The sequence below is a fragment of the Paenibacillus sp. GbtcB18 genome, from assembly GCF_019091125.1.
Lineage (GTDB): Bacteria > Bacillota > Bacilli > Paenibacillales > NBRC-103111 > Paenibacillus_F > Paenibacillus_F chitinolyticus.
Genome location: NZ_JAGXJX010000013.1, coordinates 92,368 through 111,257, shown reverse-complemented (window position 1 = coordinate 111,257; position 18,890 = coordinate 92,368). Strand labels below are relative to the sequence as shown.

At 52.8% G+C, this 18,890-nt stretch carries 18 protein-coding genes and 1 other RNA gene; 1 reads left to right on the top strand and 18 read right to left on the bottom strand.

The window, feature by feature from the left end; all coding sequences use genetic code 11:
* Nucleotides 1-205: 205 nt before the first annotated feature.
* The 16 genes from KVT34_RS27040 to rpoE all read right to left on the bottom strand — a co-directional run bounded on the left by KVT34_RS27040 (nucleotide 206) and on the right by rpoE (nucleotide 14,909).
* On the bottom strand, nucleotides 206-469 hold the full coding sequence (locus KVT34_RS27040) for a pro-sigmaK processing inhibitor BofA family protein (protein WP_217562874.1): 264 nt from the start codon (nucleotides 467-469) through the stop codon (nucleotides 206-208).
* Nucleotides 466-741, bottom strand: coding sequence for a DUF2508 family protein (locus KVT34_RS27035; RefSeq protein WP_217562873.1), 276 nt, complete (start codon nucleotides 739-741; stop codon nucleotides 466-468). Before KVT34_RS27035 ends, KVT34_RS27040 begins: the two co-directional genes overlap by 4 nt.
* Before the next feature lie 165 nt (nucleotides 742-906).
* Nucleotides 907-1,503, bottom strand: coding sequence for a recombination mediator RecR (gene recR / locus KVT34_RS27030; protein WP_042235221.1), 597 nt, complete (start codon nucleotides 1,501-1,503; stop codon nucleotides 907-909).
* Nucleotides 1,504-1,565: 62 nt separating this feature from the next.
* Nucleotides 1,566-1,877 carry a YbaB/EbfC family nucleoid-associated protein gene (locus KVT34_RS27025; RefSeq protein WP_009671602.1) on the bottom strand — a complete coding sequence of 104 codons (312 nt, stop codon included), beginning with the start codon at nucleotides 1,875-1,877 and terminating at the stop codon, nucleotides 1,566-1,568.
* Between the two features lie 35 nt (nucleotides 1,878-1,912).
* Entirely contained in the window at nucleotides 1,913-3,652 is a 1,740-nt protein-coding gene (dnaX, locus tag KVT34_RS27020) for a DNA polymerase III subunit gamma/tau (RefSeq protein ID WP_217562872.1), read from the bottom strand.
* A 111-nt stretch (nucleotides 3,653-3,763) separates the two neighbouring features.
* The gene (locus KVT34_RS27015) at nucleotides 3,764-5,221 is read right to left on the bottom strand and encodes an ATP-binding protein (RefSeq protein WP_217562871.1); all 1,458 of its coding nucleotides are present in this window, start codon (nucleotides 5,219-5,221) and stop codon (nucleotides 3,764-3,766) included.
* Nucleotides 5,222-5,410: 189 nt separating this feature from the next.
* An RNA gene (gene ffs / locus KVT34_RS27010) (signal recognition particle sRNA large type) lies at nucleotides 5,411-5,675 on the bottom strand.
* Between the two features lie 94 nt (nucleotides 5,676-5,769).
* A complete protein-coding gene (locus KVT34_RS27005) occupies nucleotides 5,770-6,171 on the bottom strand; it encodes a hypothetical protein (RefSeq protein WP_217562870.1) in 402 nt (133 codons plus the stop codon).
* Nucleotides 6,172-6,272: 101 nt separating this feature from the next.
* Nucleotides 6,273-6,470: a 50S ribosomal protein L31 gene (gene rpmE, locus KVT34_RS27000; protein WP_016423669.1), complete on the bottom strand. Its 198-nt coding sequence runs from the start codon at nucleotides 6,468-6,470 to the stop codon at nucleotides 6,273-6,275.
* Nucleotides 6,471-6,574: 104 nt separating this feature from the next.
* Nucleotides 6,575-7,837 carry a radical SAM family protein gene (locus KVT34_RS26995; RefSeq protein WP_217562869.1) on the bottom strand — a complete coding sequence of 421 codons (1,263 nt, stop codon included), beginning with the start codon at nucleotides 7,835-7,837 and terminating at the stop codon, nucleotides 6,575-6,577.
* 54 nt (nucleotides 7,838-7,891) lie between these two features.
* The gene (rho, locus tag KVT34_RS26990; RefSeq protein WP_009671576.1) at nucleotides 7,892-9,184 is read right to left on the bottom strand and encodes a transcription termination factor Rho; all 1,293 of its coding nucleotides are present in this window, start codon (nucleotides 9,182-9,184) and stop codon (nucleotides 7,892-7,894) included.
* A 93-nt stretch (nucleotides 9,185-9,277) separates the two neighbouring features.
* Nucleotides 9,278-10,537, bottom strand: a complete 1,260-nt coding sequence (locus KVT34_RS26985) for a UDP-N-acetylglucosamine 1-carboxyvinyltransferase (RefSeq protein ID WP_042235207.1) — start codon at nucleotides 10,535-10,537, stop codon at nucleotides 9,278-9,280.
* Between the two features lie 319 nt (nucleotides 10,538-10,856).
* A complete protein-coding gene (gene fba / locus KVT34_RS26980) occupies nucleotides 10,857-11,711 on the bottom strand; it encodes a class II fructose-1,6-bisphosphate aldolase (RefSeq protein WP_009671622.1) in 855 nt (284 codons plus the stop codon).
* Nucleotides 11,712-11,867: 156 nt separating this feature from the next.
* On the bottom strand, nucleotides 11,868-12,248 hold the full coding sequence (locus KVT34_RS26975; protein WP_009671611.1) for a response regulator: 381 nt from the start codon (nucleotides 12,246-12,248) through the stop codon (nucleotides 11,868-11,870).
* A gap of 160 nt (nucleotides 12,249-12,408) precedes the next feature.
* Nucleotides 12,409-14,025, bottom strand: coding sequence for a CTP synthase (locus tag KVT34_RS26970; protein ID WP_009671614.1), 1,617 nt, complete (start codon nucleotides 14,023-14,025; stop codon nucleotides 12,409-12,411).
* A 299-nt stretch (nucleotides 14,026-14,324) separates the two neighbouring features.
* Nucleotides 14,325-14,909 carry a DNA-directed RNA polymerase subunit delta gene (rpoE, locus tag KVT34_RS26965; RefSeq protein WP_217562868.1) on the bottom strand — a complete coding sequence of 195 codons (585 nt, stop codon included), beginning with the start codon at nucleotides 14,907-14,909 and terminating at the stop codon, nucleotides 14,325-14,327.
* 370 nt (nucleotides 14,910-15,279) lie between these two features.
* Between rpoE and KVT34_RS26960 the strand changes: the two genes are divergently transcribed.
* On the top strand, nucleotides 15,280-16,458 hold the full coding sequence (locus KVT34_RS26960; RefSeq protein WP_217562867.1) for a S8 family peptidase: 1,179 nt from the start codon (nucleotides 15,280-15,282) through the stop codon (nucleotides 16,456-16,458).
* 168 nt (nucleotides 16,459-16,626) lie between these two features.
* Here KVT34_RS26960 and argS read toward each other — a convergent pair whose 3' ends face one another.
* Both argS and KVT34_RS26950 read right to left on the bottom strand, forming a co-directional pair.
* Nucleotides 16,627-18,300, bottom strand: a complete 1,674-nt coding sequence (gene argS, locus KVT34_RS26955; RefSeq protein ID WP_217562866.1) for an arginine--tRNA ligase — start codon at nucleotides 18,298-18,300, stop codon at nucleotides 16,627-16,629.
* The gene (locus tag KVT34_RS26950) at nucleotides 18,297-18,713 is read right to left on the bottom strand and encodes a YwiB family protein (protein WP_217562865.1); all 417 of its coding nucleotides are present in this window, start codon (nucleotides 18,711-18,713) and stop codon (nucleotides 18,297-18,299) included. Before KVT34_RS26950 ends, argS begins: the two co-directional genes overlap by 4 nt.
* Nucleotides 18,714-18,890 lie beyond the last annotated feature (177 nt).

Genomic DNA, 18,890 nt, shown 5'->3' with positions numbered 1-18,890 from the left:
GAGAATTTCTTCTCATTAATGTCTCAATTACTTGAGACGCTTCAATCACTCGTTGTTCAGTTTTCAAAGGACAATCTCGGCTTGTCAGCCTCGTTGTCGGCACCGTGTTTCAGCGGCGACTTAAATAAGATACCACGGCATAAATACGAAGTCAACAATTTTCAAACATACAATTTTAACCATGCGAAATATAAACGCCGGCATCTTACACAAGCACGACTTTAAGAAGGGCCAGAAGCATCAATCCAGGTACTCCTAGCACGGATACGGTTCCTACCGTGTAGATGTTAATCGGCAGTTCGAACCGGGTATATCCGCTTGCCAACTGTACACCATAAAGCAGAAATGCGGCCACTACAACATGCACACCGATGCTCGAAAAAATTTTGCGGGCACCCGGCTGGCGAACTAACAAAAACAGCAGGGCTCCGGCCGACAAAGCAAGCATTCCCCATACGGCCGTTTTCATCCCCGCACCTCAGCAGTAATATGATAAGCGGATGTCACGTTCAGCTTTTTAGCTTGCCTGAGCAGCATTTCGTAGCGTTTTTCCGCCGCTTCTATCGCATAGATGGCATAATCAATCTCGTCTTTTTCCAATGCGTGCTCGAAATGGTGCTGCGCCGTTTTCCATTGCGAATGAGCCAATCTGATCTCGGCCAGCAGCTCCTGCTTGTCCTGTTCGGCTGTTTTTCGGATCCCCCGCTGAAACGAGAGTGCACTTTTCCTCAGGTCATTCATGCCTTTCCCCCTTGTACTCATAATCATGAGCCGTCGCCTTTACTATCCTATGGAGAAAAGGGACCTGATTAGAACCTGTCCGAAAACAAAAAAACCGCCTTCAAAAGAAGGGCGGCCAACTATTTTTTAAAACAAGAATGCAGTGCACACTAAGAAGAGAGCCGCCTAAATCTCCCTGCGGCCTTCAAGCGCCTTAGTAAGCGTCACTTCATCCGCATACTCTAAATCTCCCCCGACAGGAAGACCATGCGCGATACGGGTCACCTTGAGGCCGAAGCCTTTAACCAGCCTGGAAAGATACATGGCTGTAGCTTCTCCTTCTATGTTCGGGTTGGTTGCCAGAATCATCTCTTTGACCTGCTCGTCTCCGAGCCGCTTCAACAGTTCGGCAATATGAATCTGATCCGGTCCAATGCCCTCCATGGGAGAAATGGCTCCGTGCAGAACATGATAATAGCCGTCGAATTCTCTCGTCCGCTCCATCGCAACCAGATCCTTCGGCTCCTGAACCACACAGATAACGGATGCATCACGACTCTTATCCTGACAGATGCGGCACGGATCGATATCCGTGATATTGCAGCAGACGGAACAGTAGTGCAGATTGCGTTTGACGTTCACGAGCGCCTTGGCAAAATCAAGCACGTCTTCTTCCTTCATGCGGAGAACGTGAAAAGCCAGACGTCCGGCTGTTTTGGGGCCGACGCCGGGCAAGCGTGTAAATGCGTCGATTAGTTTGGAAATCGGTTCTGGATAATGCAACGCCAGGTTTCTCCTTTTTGTAAATAAAGATGGAAAAAAGGCTTCTTACGAAGCCCTTTACCTTAAAACAGACCGGGAATATTCATACCGCCCGTAAATTTACCCATATCTTTGCCAGCCAGTTCTTCCGCTTTGTTAAGCGCATCGTTTACGGCTGTCAGAACAAGGTCCTGCAGCATTTCGACATCGTCCGGATCGACCGCTTCCGGTTTAATGGCGATTGCCGTCACTTTCTTATGCCCGTTCGCAGTGACCGTAACTACGCCGCCACCGGCCGTTCCTTCGACGGTTTTACTTCCGAGTTCTTCTTGAACTTTCAGCATCTGTTCCTGCATTTTCTTCACTTGTTTCATCATTTGGTTCATGTTATTCATATTCCCAACTCCTTCGTCTTAATGGGGCTGATCCCTTATTCATCCTTGATGCTCACCAGGTCTTCGCCGAACAGCTTGATCGCTTCGTCCACCCACGGTTCCTTATCCGGTTCCGAGTCTTCGGCTTGCAGCGTCATTTCTTCCCTGGCAGGCTCGGAGGCGCCTTCGCGAGCTTCCTTCCATTCTTTCTGCATGACGGTCGCCAGCTTAAGCGTTTCTCCGAGCGCTTCGGAAATCACCTGTTCAATCAGCTGCTTATTGGCCGGTTTCTCTGTCGTGTCACGGTGCATGGCGCTTTTGAAAGCCACCAGAACCGTGTCTCCGTGAATGGCGACGGGCTCTCCGTCCACCAGCCAGGCATGAACGGTGATCTTCCGCTCTTTGACCATAGCCAGAATCTGCGTCCACTTGCCGAGCAGGGCCCGGGTATGGTGGCTTTCGACTGCGGCCGTGAAATCGTCCAGCCGGACCGAAGCCTTGCGCACCGCAGCGTTAGACGAACGCGGCGCTACCGGAGACCGGGCCGGCTGCTGCGCTCCCGCAGCGGGGACTCCCCCTTGCATCAGCTTGGCAAGCTGCTCTTCCAGCTGCTGGATTCTGCGGGTAAGCTGGGACAGCGCTTCCGGCTGAGGCTCAGCCGCCGAGCGCGAAGCCGGCGGAGCCTCAGCCGGGCGGCTCCCCCCTCCCGAAGCGATGGCTCCGCATGCTTTCATAACCGCGACTTCCAAGATCGTCTGCGGCTGCACGGAATATTTCATCTCGCTTTGGTACTGATTCAGCACTTCGATGATCGTGATAAGCTGATCGGTCCCGAAACGGGACGCAACCTGATCCAGCCTGGCGACATCGAAAACGCGTTCCGTCAGCACGGACGAATCCGGAACGAGACGGATCATCAGAAGATCGCGGAAATAATGGATCAGGTTCTCCATACATTTATCCGCGCTCTTGCCTTCCTGCATAAACTGATCAATCAGTTCGAGCGCGGCGCCGATGTCCTGCTCCTTCATGCTTCCGACCAGTTTCTCAAACTGATCCGATGCCAGACCGCCCGTCATGGCGATCACATCGCTTGCGGCAATGGTTCCCACGGCAAAAGAAGATGCTTGGTCCAGCAGGCTTAAGGCATCCCGCATCCCGCCTTCCGACAGGCGCGCAATATAGTGAAGAGCCTCTTCTTCGATAGCGATGTTCTCTTCACGGCACACGTAGGCAAGCCGCCCGACCTGTTCTTCCATCGACACGCGGCGGAAATCAAACCGCTGGCAGCGGGAGATGATAGTAGCGGGAAGCTTGTGAGGTTCCGTCGTAGCCAAAATAAAGATAACGTGAGCCGGCGGCTCCTCCAACGTCTTGAGGAGGGCGTTGAAAGCTTCCGTGGTCAGCATATGGACTTCGTCGATGATATATACTTTGTACCGAACTTCCGTCGGTGCATATTTCACTTTGTCCCGAATGTCGCGAATCTCTTCCACACCGCGATTCGATGCGGCGTCGATTTCGACGACGTCCATGACTGAGCCCTGGGAGATCCGGATGCAGGCTTCACATTCATTGCACGGTTCTTCGGCAGGCCCGTGCACACAGTTAACGGCTTTGGCCAAAATTTTGGCCGCGCTCGTCTTCCCTGTACCGCGGGGACCGCTGAATAAATAAGCATGGGTAAAACGTTGTTCACGCAGAGAATTCTGCAGCGTCTGTACGATCGGCTTCTGGCCGACTAACTCCCGGAACGCTTGGGATCGCCAAGTCCGGTATAAAGCAATATGTGTCATAGGTTTACTCTCCAATAATTCGTTCTGAATTATTGAACCCATTATACTATAACCCGGGCGGGAATAAAACTCGGAAACCCGGGCGGGAATAAAACTCGGAAAGCGCGGGGATCAGGTACAGGGGATGCTGACAGTGAAGGTCGTTCCGTAGCCTTTGGACGATACGCGTATATGACCGCCCATATCGTGGATAATCCGTTGGCAGACCGACAGTCCGAGTCCCGTTCCTTCCTCTTTGGTCGTAAAGAACGGATCGAATATTTTATCGATGACATAAACCGGGATTCCCGGGCCTGTATCGTGCACTTCGATATTCACGAATCTGCCGTCGGGATCGAGTCTTTCCACTATGGTCAGGGTGCCTCCATCCGTCAGCGCCTCAATGCCGTTTTTGCATATATTCAGAAAAACCTGCTTTAAAAGCTCCTGATCGGCGATAACGGGCGGCAGTCCGCTGGATTCTTCGTAGTTCATGTGCACTTTATGCAAAATCGCCTCGTTGTTGATGATCGGCAGTATTCCTTTGATTACCGTGGAAACGTCGATTTTCTGCAGCAGAACGTTCTTGGGCTTGCCGAGGAGAAGAAATTCGTTAACCAGTTCGTTTACCCGGTTGATCTCATCCAACATGACATCGATATAACCCTGCTCTTTGGCCATATCCTTGGATTCAAACGTCTTCTTAAGCACCTGCAAAAATCCCTTAATCGACGTTAACGGATTTCTGATTTCGTGTGCCGTCCCCGCAGCAATCTGTCCGATCATGGCCAGGCGGTCGCTGCGCTGAACCTGGGCCTCGAGAGACCGCAGGTTGGTCACATCTTTAAAAATAATGTAAGCGCCAACGATTTGATCTTCATTGTCCCTCAGTAAGTTGGAATCCAGCAGCAGTTCGTACCGTTCTTGATTGTTCATCCAAGATACCGCATGATTCCTTACGATTCTGCCGTCCAGAAGAGTTCTCTCAACAAGCCGGTGTTCCGGAGGGATCGAAGCAAAGATGTCTTCTATTCTTTTAAACAGGATGGATTCTTTATGAAAACCCAGCACCCGGCAGGCCATATCGCTGATATCCACGAGCCGGAATTCGGTATCTATGAGCAGAACGCCCAAATTGACATCCCTCAAAAAGGTACCCGAGAAACGCTGGAGCAAATTTTGTTCCGAGATTTCCTCCAGGTCGTCGAGCAGAAAAAGGTAATGAGGCTCACTGTTCACTTCCGCAAACAGCATGCTGCATTTCTGCAGCTGAATAAACCCCTGGCTGTCTTTTACGATCGCGATAGGATATTTGGCGTCCGTCTTGTCGCTCTTATCGCTGTCCGTATCAAAATGCCGGCTATAAAAACAGTCAACCGGTTCAGGAAGTTGGATGACCTCCGAAAAAGGCGCCATTTTCATATCCTCCGCGGTATATCCGGTACGTTTCAAAAATGGCTCGTTTGCGTACACCATCTCATTGTGGGCATTGGCTACAATCAAACAGCCCTTGAACATTTCTTCCAATCTTACTCCCAGCTCAGCTGCGGAAATGAACACCCCTATATGATGAAGGCTGGCATCCAACATTTGTCCTTCCCCCTCTTTATAACAGCTTTAAGCCGAAAGACTGCGAATGTTTACCTATTCTCTCATTTTTAGCATTTTCCTTCTATTGGAAAACAAAAATCGACGAACTGTCATTTTTATGTAGAAAAAGAGAACGCAAAAAAAGCCTTCCGTTGCCGGAAGGCTCGTTTTTTGTAATCTTATATAAGGCCGTGCACCTGTTATTGATAAAGCGATACGAACGTACCTTTATCGTTAGCTCAAGTTAGGCAACCCCTCGGCACATGGGCGGTCCTGCTTACGGCTGCTTCCTTCCGGACCTGACCGGGTTCACTGGTGCTCATTGCGAAGGACCCGACTCTCAACACCACGTGTAAAGGCCAGACCTCACATCGACAGTACCTCTAACAGGGATTCAACCCCGCTACAGCGGATTGCGGGCAACAGGGCACCGCTACCTCCCCGTCTAGCACGGCAAAAATAAGTATAGCCCATTGTGAAGCAAAGTGCAACTCCGGGGAGAAACTTACCAAAAGACAGCGATATGATCCTGGAATAAAAGCGTTTTTCTACCGTTTAACGGTAACAACAAAGCGGTATCTCGGCAAATGCGTGTGCAGATCCTGCTCGGCCTGTGCTCGGATCGCGGCCGCTTTCTCCGGCGATGTCCCCGGCGGGACGGAAAGCTTCACGTAACCGATCGGACCGTTAAACTGAAGTTGAGTGTCCACAACGCCTTTCAGCCGTCCCAACACCGACAGCGCGATGTCAGAGTCGACCTGATAAGTGTGGTAGCCCGGGTTTAACGCCAGATTCGGATTTGCGCTGGTCGTGCCCAAATATCCGTCACTGGAGTAATTGTACGCTTTCGGACCGGCGGGCTGACCCGGACTGCATCCGGTTATGGCTGCGGCCGTCACAAGAGCGGCCAATAAACCTCCTGCGGACCGCTTGACAATAACGTTTCCCAAAGCAAAAACCCCCCTTGGTATCCTGCTTCGTGCAAGGCACGCTATTAGGATGACCCGGGGGGGGTTGTGTTATGCAATCCGAATTGAGGAAAAACCTCGAATTAGATACCGTATTTCTTCTTGAACTTGTCCACACGACCGCCGGCATCGATAAACTTCTGTTTGCCGGTGAAGAACGGATGGCAGTTGGAGCAAATCTCTACGCGAAGGTTCTCTCTAACAGAACCGCTCTCGAAAGTATTGCCGCATGCGCAAGTTACCGTTGTTTCGTGATAGTTGGGATGGATCCCTTGTTTCATTCCCATTCACCTCTTTCCGCCCTGGATCTATTCGTCGAACCAGAGTTATGATGACACATAAATTCATTATAGCATGAGTGTATCTTTTATTGCAATGGGGTTGTTCAAGCCCGCTGGGCACGGTCGAAGAAAGCCGGTATATGCGTGTACGAACCGATTACCACATCGGGCAGCTCCTCACGGTAAATTTCCAGCATCTGCTTCATACCCAGAATGTCCCCTTGTGCTTTCGGAATCAGATTCAGATAGCTCTCGGGATCGATATTGAGATTCCTCATCTGGATCAGACGCAGTCCGGTCCGGCGCACAAATTCGATCATCGCTTCCACTTCTTCTTCGCGGTCGGTTACACCCGGGAAAATCAGATAGTTGATCGAGGTGATTACACCTTTGCTTGAAGCGTATTTCAGCGATTTCTCGACGTTGGCGAGCGTGTATCCCCGCGGCTTGTAATACGCGTTATAGTGATCATCAAGAGCGGAGATGGTGCTGACCCGCATGAGGTCAAGTCCCGCGTCTACAATTCCGCGGATATGGTCGTTTAAACCGGCGTTGGTATTGATATTGATATAGCCCATATCGGTACGGCTGCGCACTTCACGCATCGCCTCGATAATTAGTTTGGCCTGAGTGGACGGCTCACCTTCGCAGCCTTGACCGAAGGAAATAATGCTGTCCGGCGTTTTAAGATGCTCCAGCATGACTTCGGCGAGCTCTTTAGCCTGCGGCTTGAAGTTCATCCGTGTCTGCGGAGCGGGAAAACCGCTGTCGTCGGGTTGCTCCGAGATGCAGCCGAAGCAGCCCGCGTTGCAGGAGAAAGAAACCGGCACCGCGCCTTCCCAGCGGTTCAGGAAGGTATTGGACGCGGTCAGGCATTCGTATTCCAGCGCGCATTTGGACAGATGCTCGTACAGACGGTTCTCCGGATACCGTGCGCGCAGCTTTTCAACGCTGACCTCCAGCTCGTCCGGATCGCAGTTGCGCGGGTTCCACGGTTCCGGATCGTCGCACTGCTCCGCGGCGACGTAGAAGGCCCCGTCTTTCCACACGACAGCCGTATAACCGAATAGAGGAAACTTCTCCTCTTTATCGGTTTTCACGTAACCAGGCAGCATAAGACGTGTAAAACCCTGGGGCAGAAGCGCGCCAACGGCCGCATAATCACCGGGCAGCACTTCCATTTCGCCCGTTTCCGTGTTGATCCCGACCGCTCTCGTATGAGGCAGACTTACCAAAGTCGCCCCCTCCGGCAGCGGGATCAGCTCTTCTTCCAATAGTTCCACAATCTGATCGGCACTCCGTCCGAGCGCTTCGTAATCGGGATGATCGAATACATTGCCGGACGGGTCCGCATAAACCACATTCATTGTCAGGTACTCCTTTGAATGGGAGATGGAAGCGAATTTTTCGGCAACCTATACTTAGGAAGCGGAATTTTTCATTTTCCCTTTACCCAGCGTAACGTTCCCGTTGTTGGTCTCCAGGGAATCCAGAAATTCCTGATTCGTCTTCGTCTCTCCCAGTTTCTTGATGAAAGCTTCCGTATATTCGTAAGTATCGTTCATGCTCTTGCGCAATCCCCATACCTTCTCGAGTTCTTCCTTGGTAAGCAGGCTTTCTTCGCGGCGCGTGCCCGAACGGCGGATATCGATAGCCGGGAATGTACGGCGTTCCGCAAGTTTACGGTCCAAATGAAGCTCCATGTTCCCCGTGCCTTTAAATTCTTCATAAATGACGTCATCCATACGTGATCCCGTTTCGACGAGCGCGGTGGCCAGAATGGTCAGACTGCCGCCTTCTTCGATATTCCGGGCGGCACCGAAGAAACGCTTCGGACGATGGAACGCGCCTGGATCGATCCCCCCCGACAATGTGCGGCCGGACGGCGGAACAACGAGGTTGTAAGCCCGAGCCAAGCGGGTAATGCTGTCCAAAAGAATGACGACATCCTTCTTATGTTCCACAAGACGCTGCGCCCGTTCCAGAACAAGCTCCGCTACCTTGATGTGATTTTCCGGCAGCTCATCGAAAGTGGAAGCGACAACTTCCCCTTTAACGGAACGCTGCATATCGGTCACTTCTTCCGGACGTTCGTCGATCAGAAGAACGAATAGCTCAATCTCCGGATAATTCGTGGAAATGCTGTTCGCGATTTCTTTGAGAAGCAGGGTTTTTCCCGCTTTCGGAGGCGCAACGATCAAACCGCGCTGTCCGAGACCGACGGGTGCCATAAGGTCCATGATTCTCGTCGAGAGCTTCTCCGGAGACGTTTCGAGAACAACCTTCGTCTGCGGGTACAGCGGCGTGAGAGCCGGGAAGTGCAGACGTTCGGACGCCGTGTCGGGGCTTTCGCCATTGACGGCTTCCACATGCAGAAGCCCGAAATAACGCTCGTTCTCTTTCGGCGGACGGCATTTGCCGGAAACAAGATCTCCTGAGCGGAGGTCGAATTTACGGATCTGGGAGGCAGAAATGTAGATGTCCTCCGTACTCGGAAGGTAGTTAATCGGACGCAGGAAACCAAAGCCCTCCTGCAGAACCTCCAGAACTCCTTCCATAAACATGAGGCCGCTTTCCGCCGCCTGGGCCCGCAGAATGGAAAAGATGAGCTCTTTTTTCTTAAGCTGCCCATAGTATGGGATCTGATATTTTTTGGCGAGCTTATAAAGCTCCGTAAGCTTGAGTGCCTCCAACTGCGCGAGGTGCATATCCATTCTATTCAACCACCAAACTAGTAAGTTATTAATTCCACAAAACTAAAAAGCTAGTACCCAGTGTTGCCCTAAGGCCGCTTTCTTATTCCGGGCCTATTCTTCGCCGTTCTCGCGCCATACTTCCGCGCCAAGTAGAGTCAGGTTGGCAACAAGATTGTCATAACCGCGGTCAATATATTCCACGCCGGTTACCTCCGTAACATCGGACGGCACGGTAAGACCCGCAATAACCAAAGCTGCGCCTGCCCGCAGGTCGCTTGCTTTCACTTTCGCCGCACTTAGCGTGCCACCCTCTATGATGGCTGTCCGGCCCTCCACTTTGATCTTGGCTCCCATGCGGACCAGTTCAGGCACATGCTTGAACCGGTTGCTGTACACAAGGTCCGTCAGCATGCTCACACCGGTGGTCTGCGTAAGCAGACTCGTCATCGGAGATTGAAGGTCCGTCGCAAAGCCGGGATAAACCAGCGCTTTTACATCTATACTGTCGTAAAGAGCACGACCCACCACGCGGATCGACTCATCCATCTCGTGAATTTCAACGCCCATTTCCTGCAGTTTGGCCGTCATGGCTTCCATGTGCTTCGGAATTATGTTATCTACCGTTACGTCTCCCCGCGTTGCGGCTGCGGCAATCATGTAAGTCCCCGCCTGGATACGGTCAGGGATAATGGAGTGACGGCAGCCGTGCATCTCGTCTACCCCTTCGATGCGGATCGTTTCCGTACCGGCTCCTTTGATTTTCGCTCCCATGGAGTTGAGGAGTGTTGCTACATCTATAATTTCAGGCTCTTTGGCCGCATTTTCAATCAAAGTGAAGCCTTTGGCACGGGAGGCGGCAAGCATGATGTTGATGGTTGCGCCTACACTGACCATATCCAAATAAATTTTGGCTCCGCGGAGCTGTTTGGCCCGAATATGCAGCGAGCCGTTCTCATTCGAAATTTCAGCGCCCAGCGCCTCGAACCCTTTGATATGCAAATCAATCGGACGCGGCTCGAAATTGCAGCCGCCCGGCAGACCGATTATGGCCTCGCCGAATCTTCCCAGCATGGCTCCCATAAGATAGTAGGAGGCTCTAAGCTTCTTTACGTTGCCGTTGGGCATCGGCTTGCTCTTCATGGCGCTCGGATCGATAATCATCTGCTCGTTGTTCCATTCGATGGAAGCTCCGAGTTCGCTAAGAATTTCTGTATAGATAGCCACATCGCTGAGGTGCGGCAAATTGTCCAAGGTAACCGTCGATTCGGCGAGTATCGCGGCGGGTATTAAAGCAACGGCACTGTTCTTGGCCCCGCTGATTGTTACTGTCCCTTTGAGCGGACGTCCGCCTGCGATCATTAATTTTTCCATAATGCGTTATCTTCCCCCTGCTTCCGGTAGATAGCTTAGCTGCTTAACTACAATTTGTAAAAATATCAAAAGTGACCTGCTGCAACAACTAGAAGCAGCTCGTGTTTGGCTGCATACAAAATAGAAGGCCGCCCGCTAAATCGGGGGCTGGCTCCTGGATAGAAAACAAGTGTACATATCTAAATAAAACGCAGTTTACGCGCGTTGTCAACTTTTAAGGGAGTATGGGTCATCTGGGATGGATACGGAACCTAAAATAGAAGAGAGAAATGCATCCGTTAAGATGCATTTCCCGTCTCTGTCTCTATCTGAATCGGTATTAAGCTTGGTTCGCGCTGCCGAACAGTTGAATTTTGGATTTCACGACTTCAACCATCGCTTTGCGTGCTGGGGTGAGGTATTTGCGAGGATCGTATACTTTAGCGTCGGCTCCGAGAACTTCACGGATAGCGGCTGTAGCGGCCACTTGGTTCTCCGTGTTCACGTTAACTTTGCCTGCGCCTGCTGCGATCGCTTTCTTGATCATTTCGTCCGGAACACCGGATCCGCCGTGAAGAACGACAGGAATCGGGATCGCCTGCGAAACTTTCTCGATGATGTCAAAGTGAATGTTCGGCTCGCCTGCATACATGCCGTGTGCAGTTCCGACCGCGATTGCCACACAATCGACTCCGGTTTCTTCGTAGTAGCGGATCGCTTCTTCCGGCTTAGCCAGGTTAGCATCAGCTTCGTCTACGGAGATATCATCTTCAACGCCGCCGATCGTTCCAAGCTCGCCTTCAACGGAAACGCCCATTGCGTGCGCGGCTTTTACGACTTCTTTGGTCAGGCGTACGTTCTCTTCATAAGAGTAGTGGGAACCGTCGAACATAACGGAGCTGAAGCCGGCACGGATACATTTCATAGCCACTTCAAAAGAGCTGCCGTGGTCGAGGTGAAGGGCAATCGGAAGGCCGGACTGCTTCGCAGCCGCTTCCGCGATCGCTACCGTATACTCGATCCCCATATACTTGAGCGCGCCTTCGCTGACACCGAAAATGAACGGAGAGTTCAGCTCCATAGCCGCTTCCGTGATCGCTTGGGCAAACTCCAGGTTGTTCATGTTGAACTGGCCTACCGCAAACTTGTTTGCTTTAGCCTTAGGTAAAAATTCATTCATTGAAACCAATGGCATGATTTCTTCCTCCTACTGTGTGTGTTGGCTTGATCGTTTTTAAGATGCGCTGCCGCTCTTTTTGTCATACGGTGTTATTATAGCACACTCCCTGACAAAACGTAACCGAGCCTGCCGGGTGACGTGAAAGTTTTCACAAAAAAAGGACCCTTGCAATCAGGATCCCAGCGGGGTAGTTTCTATCAACTGCGTATGAACAGCCAGTCGCAATTCGTCGATATCGAACGGTTTTGTAAAGTGCATGATGGCCCCGAGTTCCGTGGCTTCTTTGATCATATCCAGCTCTCCGTAGGCGGTCATCATGATGACCTTGATGGAGGGATCGATACTTTTGACGTGCTTCAGAATATCTAAACCGTCCATGCCTGGAATTTTCATATCCAGAAGGACCAGATCGGGAGAATGCGTTTTAACAATCTCCAAGGCGGTTTTGCCGTTAGGCGCTTGATAGGTCTCGTAACCCTCGTTACTGAACACTTCCATAAGAAGCATCCGGATTCCATTCTGATCGTCCACGATTAGGATTTTTTTACTCACGGGAAAGCCTCCTTCCACAAGCTTAAGGCTGAGTTCCGAATATGAACTTTGCAGCCGTGCGAGCTCGAACTCCCCCCTACTTCGCTATTGACTTGCCGATTTCCTCCCTGCCATCCGTAAGAATGAACAAATAAGTAAAAAAAAAGAAAAATCCCGGCTATTACGCCCGGGATTCTTGCTTATAGGTAAAGGCTGCTTTCACGAACTCACGGAAGAGCGGCTGCGGACGGTTCGGACGGGACGTGAATTCCGGATGGAATTGAACGGCCAGGAACCAAGGGTGGTCCGGAAGCTCGACGATTTCGACCAGACGGCCGTCCGGGGAAGTACCGGAGATGCGCAGTCCTGCGGATTCGATCATTTCGCGGTATTCGTTGTTAAACTCGTACCGGTGACGGTGACGCTCGTACACCAGCTCATCGTTGTAGCACTGCATGGCCAGGGAACCTTCCGCCAGTTTGCAAGGATAGAGTCCCAGACGCATCGTTCCGCCCAGATTCTCGATATCCTTCTGCTCAGGCAGCAGGTCGATCACCGGGTAAGGCGTGACCGGGTTGATCTCGGAGCTGTTGGCTCCTTCCAGGTTGGCAAGCGCGCGTGCATACTCGATCACCGCAACTTGCATGCCGAGGCAGATGCCGAAGAACGGAATCTTCTTCTCGCGCGCATGACGGATGGCGATAACCTTGCCCTCGATACCGCGGTCTCCGAAACCGCCCGGAACGAGGATGCCGTCCACGCCGCCGAGAAGCTCGTCCACGTTGTGGTCGTACACTTCTTCCGCGTTGACCCAGCGGATCTTCACTTCGGCTCCGTTGTCGATGCCGGCATGACCCAAAGATTCCACGATGCTGAGGTAAGCGTCATGCAGGGCGACATACTTGCCCACGATGGCGATCTCGGTCGTTTCTTTCAAACCTTTGACGCGCTGGACGAGCTGTTCCCACTCGGTCATGTCCGGCTGCGCCGAGCCGCCGAGCTTCAGGTGGTTGACGACGATATCGTCAAGCCCCTGCTCTCTGAGCATCATCGGTACTTCGTACAAGGTCTCGGCGTCCAGGCATTCCACGACCGCCTCCGGGTCCGTGTCGCAGAATTGGGCGATCTTGCGCTTCATGTCTTCCGTAAGTGCATGCTCCGTACGGCAGACGATCACGTGCGGCTGGATACCGAGGCTGCGCAGTTCTTTTACGCTGTGCTGGGTCGGTTTCGTTTTGACTTCGCCCGCGGCTTTGATGTAAGGAATCAGGGTAACGTGAATGTACATCACGTTCTCGCGGCCGATGTCGCTCTTGATCTGCCGGATCGCTTCGAGGAACGGAAGGCTCTCGATATCGCCCACGGTTCCGCCGATTTCGGTGATCACGACATCCGAACCCGCTTCGCGGCCGGCACGGAACACGCGATCCTTGATTTCATTTGTAATGTGAGGAATAACTTGTACCGTTCCGCCCAGGTATTCGCCTCTGCGCTCTTTGGTAATAACGGAAGAATACACTTTACCCGTCGTTACGTTGGAGTTCTTAGAGAGATTGATGTCAATAAACCGTTCGTAGTGACCCAGGTCGAGGTCAGTCTCGGCGCCGTCGTCCGTTACGAAAACTTCCCCGTGCTGGTAAGGGCTCATCGTCCCCGGATCGATGTTAATGTAGGGGTCAAACTTCTGGATGGTCACTTTCAGACCCCGGTTTTTGAGCAAGCGGCCCAGAGAAGCCGCCGTGATGCCTTTACCGAGCGAGGAAACGACACCCCCGGTTACAAAAATATACTTAGTCATCTGAGAACTCCTTTCGAGCATATCTAAATTCTTGGGTGCAAAAGGTTCGCCGTACAAAAGTGGGGGACCGAACGCCTGAGTGCCTGCCGCATATGCGGCAGTCCAAGAAAACGGCCGGTCCCTTCTAGGCTTCCACCAAAACCTCCGGGACATCAAATAATGTCCCTGAAAAAACAAAAAAAGTGACACCCGTGGTATACGGGGCACTTTTTATATGGCGTAAATTTGGTCGTTCTTTTTAAAGCCCATGCAATAGTTTACTAAGAACGACATCCTCTGTCAAGAACCGCCGCGATGAATTATTTATCCTTCTCGTCGTCGGCCTCGAAATCTTCATCATCGTCGGAATCATCGTCGGATTCTTCATCCACTTCTTCGTCGAGTTCGGCGTCTTCCAGTTCTTCGTCCAGCTCTTCTTCCTCGAAGAATTCGGAATCTTCCTCTTCCTCTTCTTCCTCTTCTTCTTCGGCGTCATTCTTGTCAAAACCGTCCGCCGTGAAGGTATCGTACTCTTCTTCTTTGTATTCTTCTTCCTCGGAGTACGGATCCTCGTCGAGATCGTCGTCCTCGTCGTTGATGATGCGCGGACGCTTGGCGTTGCCTACGGCGTCGTCCGATTTCTCGACCGGATACCAGCGCTTCAGACCCCACAGGTTTGTTCCGACGCAAGCAAAACGGCCATCGATATTAATCTCTGTATATAGTTGGGCAATGACATTCATCGTTTCGTCTTCAGCCAAGCCTTTGATTTTCGCGATTTCCTGCATCAGGTCGCGATAATAGAACGGCGTGTTGGCCGCTTTAAGCACCTCAAACGCCAGATCCACCATCGGCATTTCCGCGGCTTTTTCCGGCTTGATTTTCAGTGTGTACGGGCTACTCATTTGTGGCACTTCCCTTCACCGTATTAACAATACTTTAACTACCTTATCCCATTTCATCCTTAAGTAAAACCTATTTTATGTAAAAATGCAACTCCCGCCCGCCTGTCCTCCGAAACAAGAGTAAAAGCGAAGGTTTCCCTCCGCTTCCCGACTGTATCCTGCGATTACGAACGAATCGGCGATCCGCTCGTCTCCGCCCCTTGAAACCGAGAGATCTTTCGCCTCTCCCTTTATGTTATGTAGGCAAGAGCACGTTGACACGGCACTGAACCTATTTATTTGGAAAGAGGCCTTATTCTCAGTCGGGCCCCCCGACCTGTACATATAATAAGCCAGAATCGCACCTTCGGTTTATGGGAGGAATGTGGCTTTGGACTCGAAACGATTGCTCATGATGCTGCATGAAGAAATCCAGGCATCGCAGGGGGAGCGCCGGCATATCATTCTTTTCCAGAGCGATCGGGATTACCGGCAGGTCACCGAGCTTATCCGCCTGCACAAAGATACGCATTCCAGCCTATCCTCCGTCTATGATCTGAAACTGATCCGGGGGATCTCTTGCCCAATCCGTAACCGCGCGGAATTGATTAAGCATCCCGCCGTTCTCTCTATTGAAGAGGACACGTCCATAAATATCCAGCTGCGGCCAAGAAAAACAGTAAAGACATCGGAAATCGTCGAAAAGATGCCTGAAATCTCCCAGTTTATCCCCTGGGGCATCCAACAGATCAAAGCGCCGGACGTATGGAAAAACGCCAAAGGAAATCGCATCACGATCGGTGTTATCGACACCGGCATCGACTACTACCACCCGGATTTGCAGGCCTCGGTCGCCCGGGGCATCAACCTGCTCAACCGCAGCCAGCCCCCCTATGACGATAACGGACACGGCACACATATAGCCGGAACCATCGCTGCGGCGGGACGGATAGGTATTACCGGGGTAGCGCCAAAGGCCGTCATCCACCCGGTTAAAGCATTCGACATGAACGGAAGCGCGTTCGTTTCGGACATTGTGGCGGGTATCGACTGGTGTGTGCGCAACGGCCTGGACATCATCAATATGAGCTTCGGGATGAAAACGTACAGCCGGGCGCTGGAGGAAGCGGTGATAAACGCTTATCAATCCGGCACCATCGTCGTCGCTTCATCCGGCAACGACGGCAAAGGGGCCGCGATTGACTATCCGGCACGTTTTCCGAGTGTCTTCTCCGTAGGAGCGACGACCAAGGTCAACAAAGTCGCCCCCTTCAGCAACCGCGGCAAACGCATAGACATTTATGCGCCGGGAGAAAGCATTTATTCATGCTGGCTGCACGGCAAGTACAACGAGCTTAGCGGCACCTCGATGGCGACTGCGCATGTGAGCGGTGTCATCGCGCTTATGCTGTCGGTTAGGCCCTCCCTGCGGCCGCAGCAGATCAAGCAGATTCTCCGGCGAAGCGCTACGCCGCTCACGAAAGCGAAGCAGCCGGAAGGCACGGATGCTCCCGGCCTCATTCATGCGAGGCGGGCCATAACCGCCCTGCTCAAAACAAACAAAACCTGACGCCGCTAAAAAGCGTCAGGCTTTGTTTGTTTTGGCGCGCCGCTTGCACGCCGCCGGCCCGCCCGCGGAAGTGCCGCGCGCAAGCGGCTGCAAGCCACGTGCGGGGAAACCCCGCGGAGCAGGATGAGCGCATGCTTGCGGCCGCAGAGCGGACAGTGCCGCCGAAGCCTACATCCGGTCCGGAGCGGATACGCCTACGACCGCCAGCACGTTGGCGATAACGGTGCGCAGCGCGCCCAGAAGCGCCAGGCGGGCCTGTGTCTGCTCCGCATCCTCGGTGATCACGCGCTCCGCTCTGTAGTAGCTGTGGAACAGCCCGGCCAGATCGTACACGTAGCGGATCAGGCGGTGGGGCGCATACAGCTCGGCCGCGACCGCGACTTCCTGCGGAAGCTCGCCGATTTTGCGCAGCAGCTCGTACTCGGCTTCCGTCGAAAGCCGGGACAAGTCCACCTGCGCCAGCCCGCGCAGCTCCACTCCCTGCTCTTCCGCCTGCCGGAAGATGCTGCAAATCCGTGCGTGTGCATACTGCACGTAGAACACGGGATTCTCATTGGACTTGGAGATCGCCAAATCCATGTCGAAATCAAGATGCGAGTCCATGCTGCGCATCGTGAAGAAGTAACGAATGGCGTCGACGCCGACTTCGTCCATCAGGTCTTCCATCGTGACGGCTTTGCCGGTACGCTTGGACATTTTCACTTTCTCGCCGTTCTGGAACAGGCTCACCATCTGGGCGATAAGCACCGTCAGACGGTTCGCATCGTAGCCAAGCGCCGTCATGGCCGCTTTCATACGCGGAATATAGCCGTGGTGGTCCGCTCCCCAAATATTGATAAGCTCGTCGTAGCCGCGCTGGAATTTGTTGCGGTGATAAGCCACGTCCGGCGTCAAATACGTGAAGGAACCGTCGTTTTTGATCAGAACACGGTCCTTATCGTCACCAAGCTCTGTCGTACGCAGCCAGGTTGCTCCGTCCTGCTCGTATACATAACCGGATTCGCGGAGTTTGCCGAGCACGTCTTCGATCAGGTTGTTTTCATAAATCGAGGTCTCGGAGAACCACTCGTCAAACTTAACGCCGAACCGTTCGAGATCCCGTTTGATTTTATCGAGTTCTTTTTTCAGCCCGTACTCGCGGAAATAAGCCAAACGCTCGTCCTGTCCGAGTTTGGTGAGACGATCGCCTTCTTCGGCCGCCAGCTCGCCGGCAAATCCTTTAATATCTTCGCCGTGGTAGCCGTCTTCCGGCATTTCGGCATCCTGCCCGAGAGCCTGCAGATAGCGCGCTTCGATGGATTTGGCCAGGTTGTTGACCTGGTTGCCCGCATCGTTGATGTAATATTCACGCGTAACGTTGTAACCCGCAAGAGCCAGCACGTTGCACAGGGCGTCGCCTACCGCCGCGCCGCGGGCGTGTCCGAGATGCAGGGAACCGGTCGGGTTCGCGCTGACGAACTCCATCTGAACCCTGCGCCCTTGCCCCACGTTCACTGCGCCGTAGCGGTCCCCCTGTTCCGCCACTTGCGCAAGAATCGGATAGAGGTAGCTTTTGTCCATACGGAAATTGATAAACCCGGGGCCCGCGATTTGAACTTCCGCGATCTGGGCTTTCTCTTTGTCGAGTTTCTGGATCAATTGTTCCGCAATCGCGCGCGGGTTCTGCTTGGCGATCCGGGAAAGCTGCATGGCCAGGTTCGTTGCAAAATCACCGTGAGCCTTATCTTTCGGCACTTCCAGCACAATCTCGGGAAGCTCCGTAGCCTGTACGAGCCCCGCTGCGACCGCGGCCTCGCCTATCGTTACTTTAAGCGTTTCTTTTACCTGCTCCAGCACATTCATCTTACATCCTCCTGAATCGTTAACGATAATGTATATAAACCGGCATGTTCCTCGCCTACATACAGGTCGTAGCTCCAATCAATGACGCCGATGCCGTCCTGTAGATTCCGGACGTACGTCCGCGTACGGGTTTCCATGGGGATAGAGCCCTCGGGCATCCGGTACCAGCCTGTCCGGGAATGACCCGCGACAAACGTCTGCTCGGTTCCGATCTGCCCTTTTCGCGTGATCTTAAGCTCCTCGGGACCCGCTTTTACCATCGTCGAGGTGCTGCCCATTTCTTCGGATGTCTCCTGGTAGAGGACATATACTTTCCCCTCCCGGATGTACAGCTCTCCGCGGGCTTCCTGTACGATCGATTCTTGTCCGGCAACGCTTGTTATGCGGAGACGGACGTTTTTCTTGTTGGACATGACCCGAACGCTCCGTTCTTTCTTGACTGCGCCCTGCCGCTTCCGGGAATTTCCGGCCAAAACCGTCTTCCCGCCCGTGCGGCCCGGCAAAAAGCAAAGTTAGCTCTAAGTGTATAGTATCATACGGGTATTTTCAATGGATCATTGCAGCCGCAGCCCAAAGCCTTTATTCGCCGG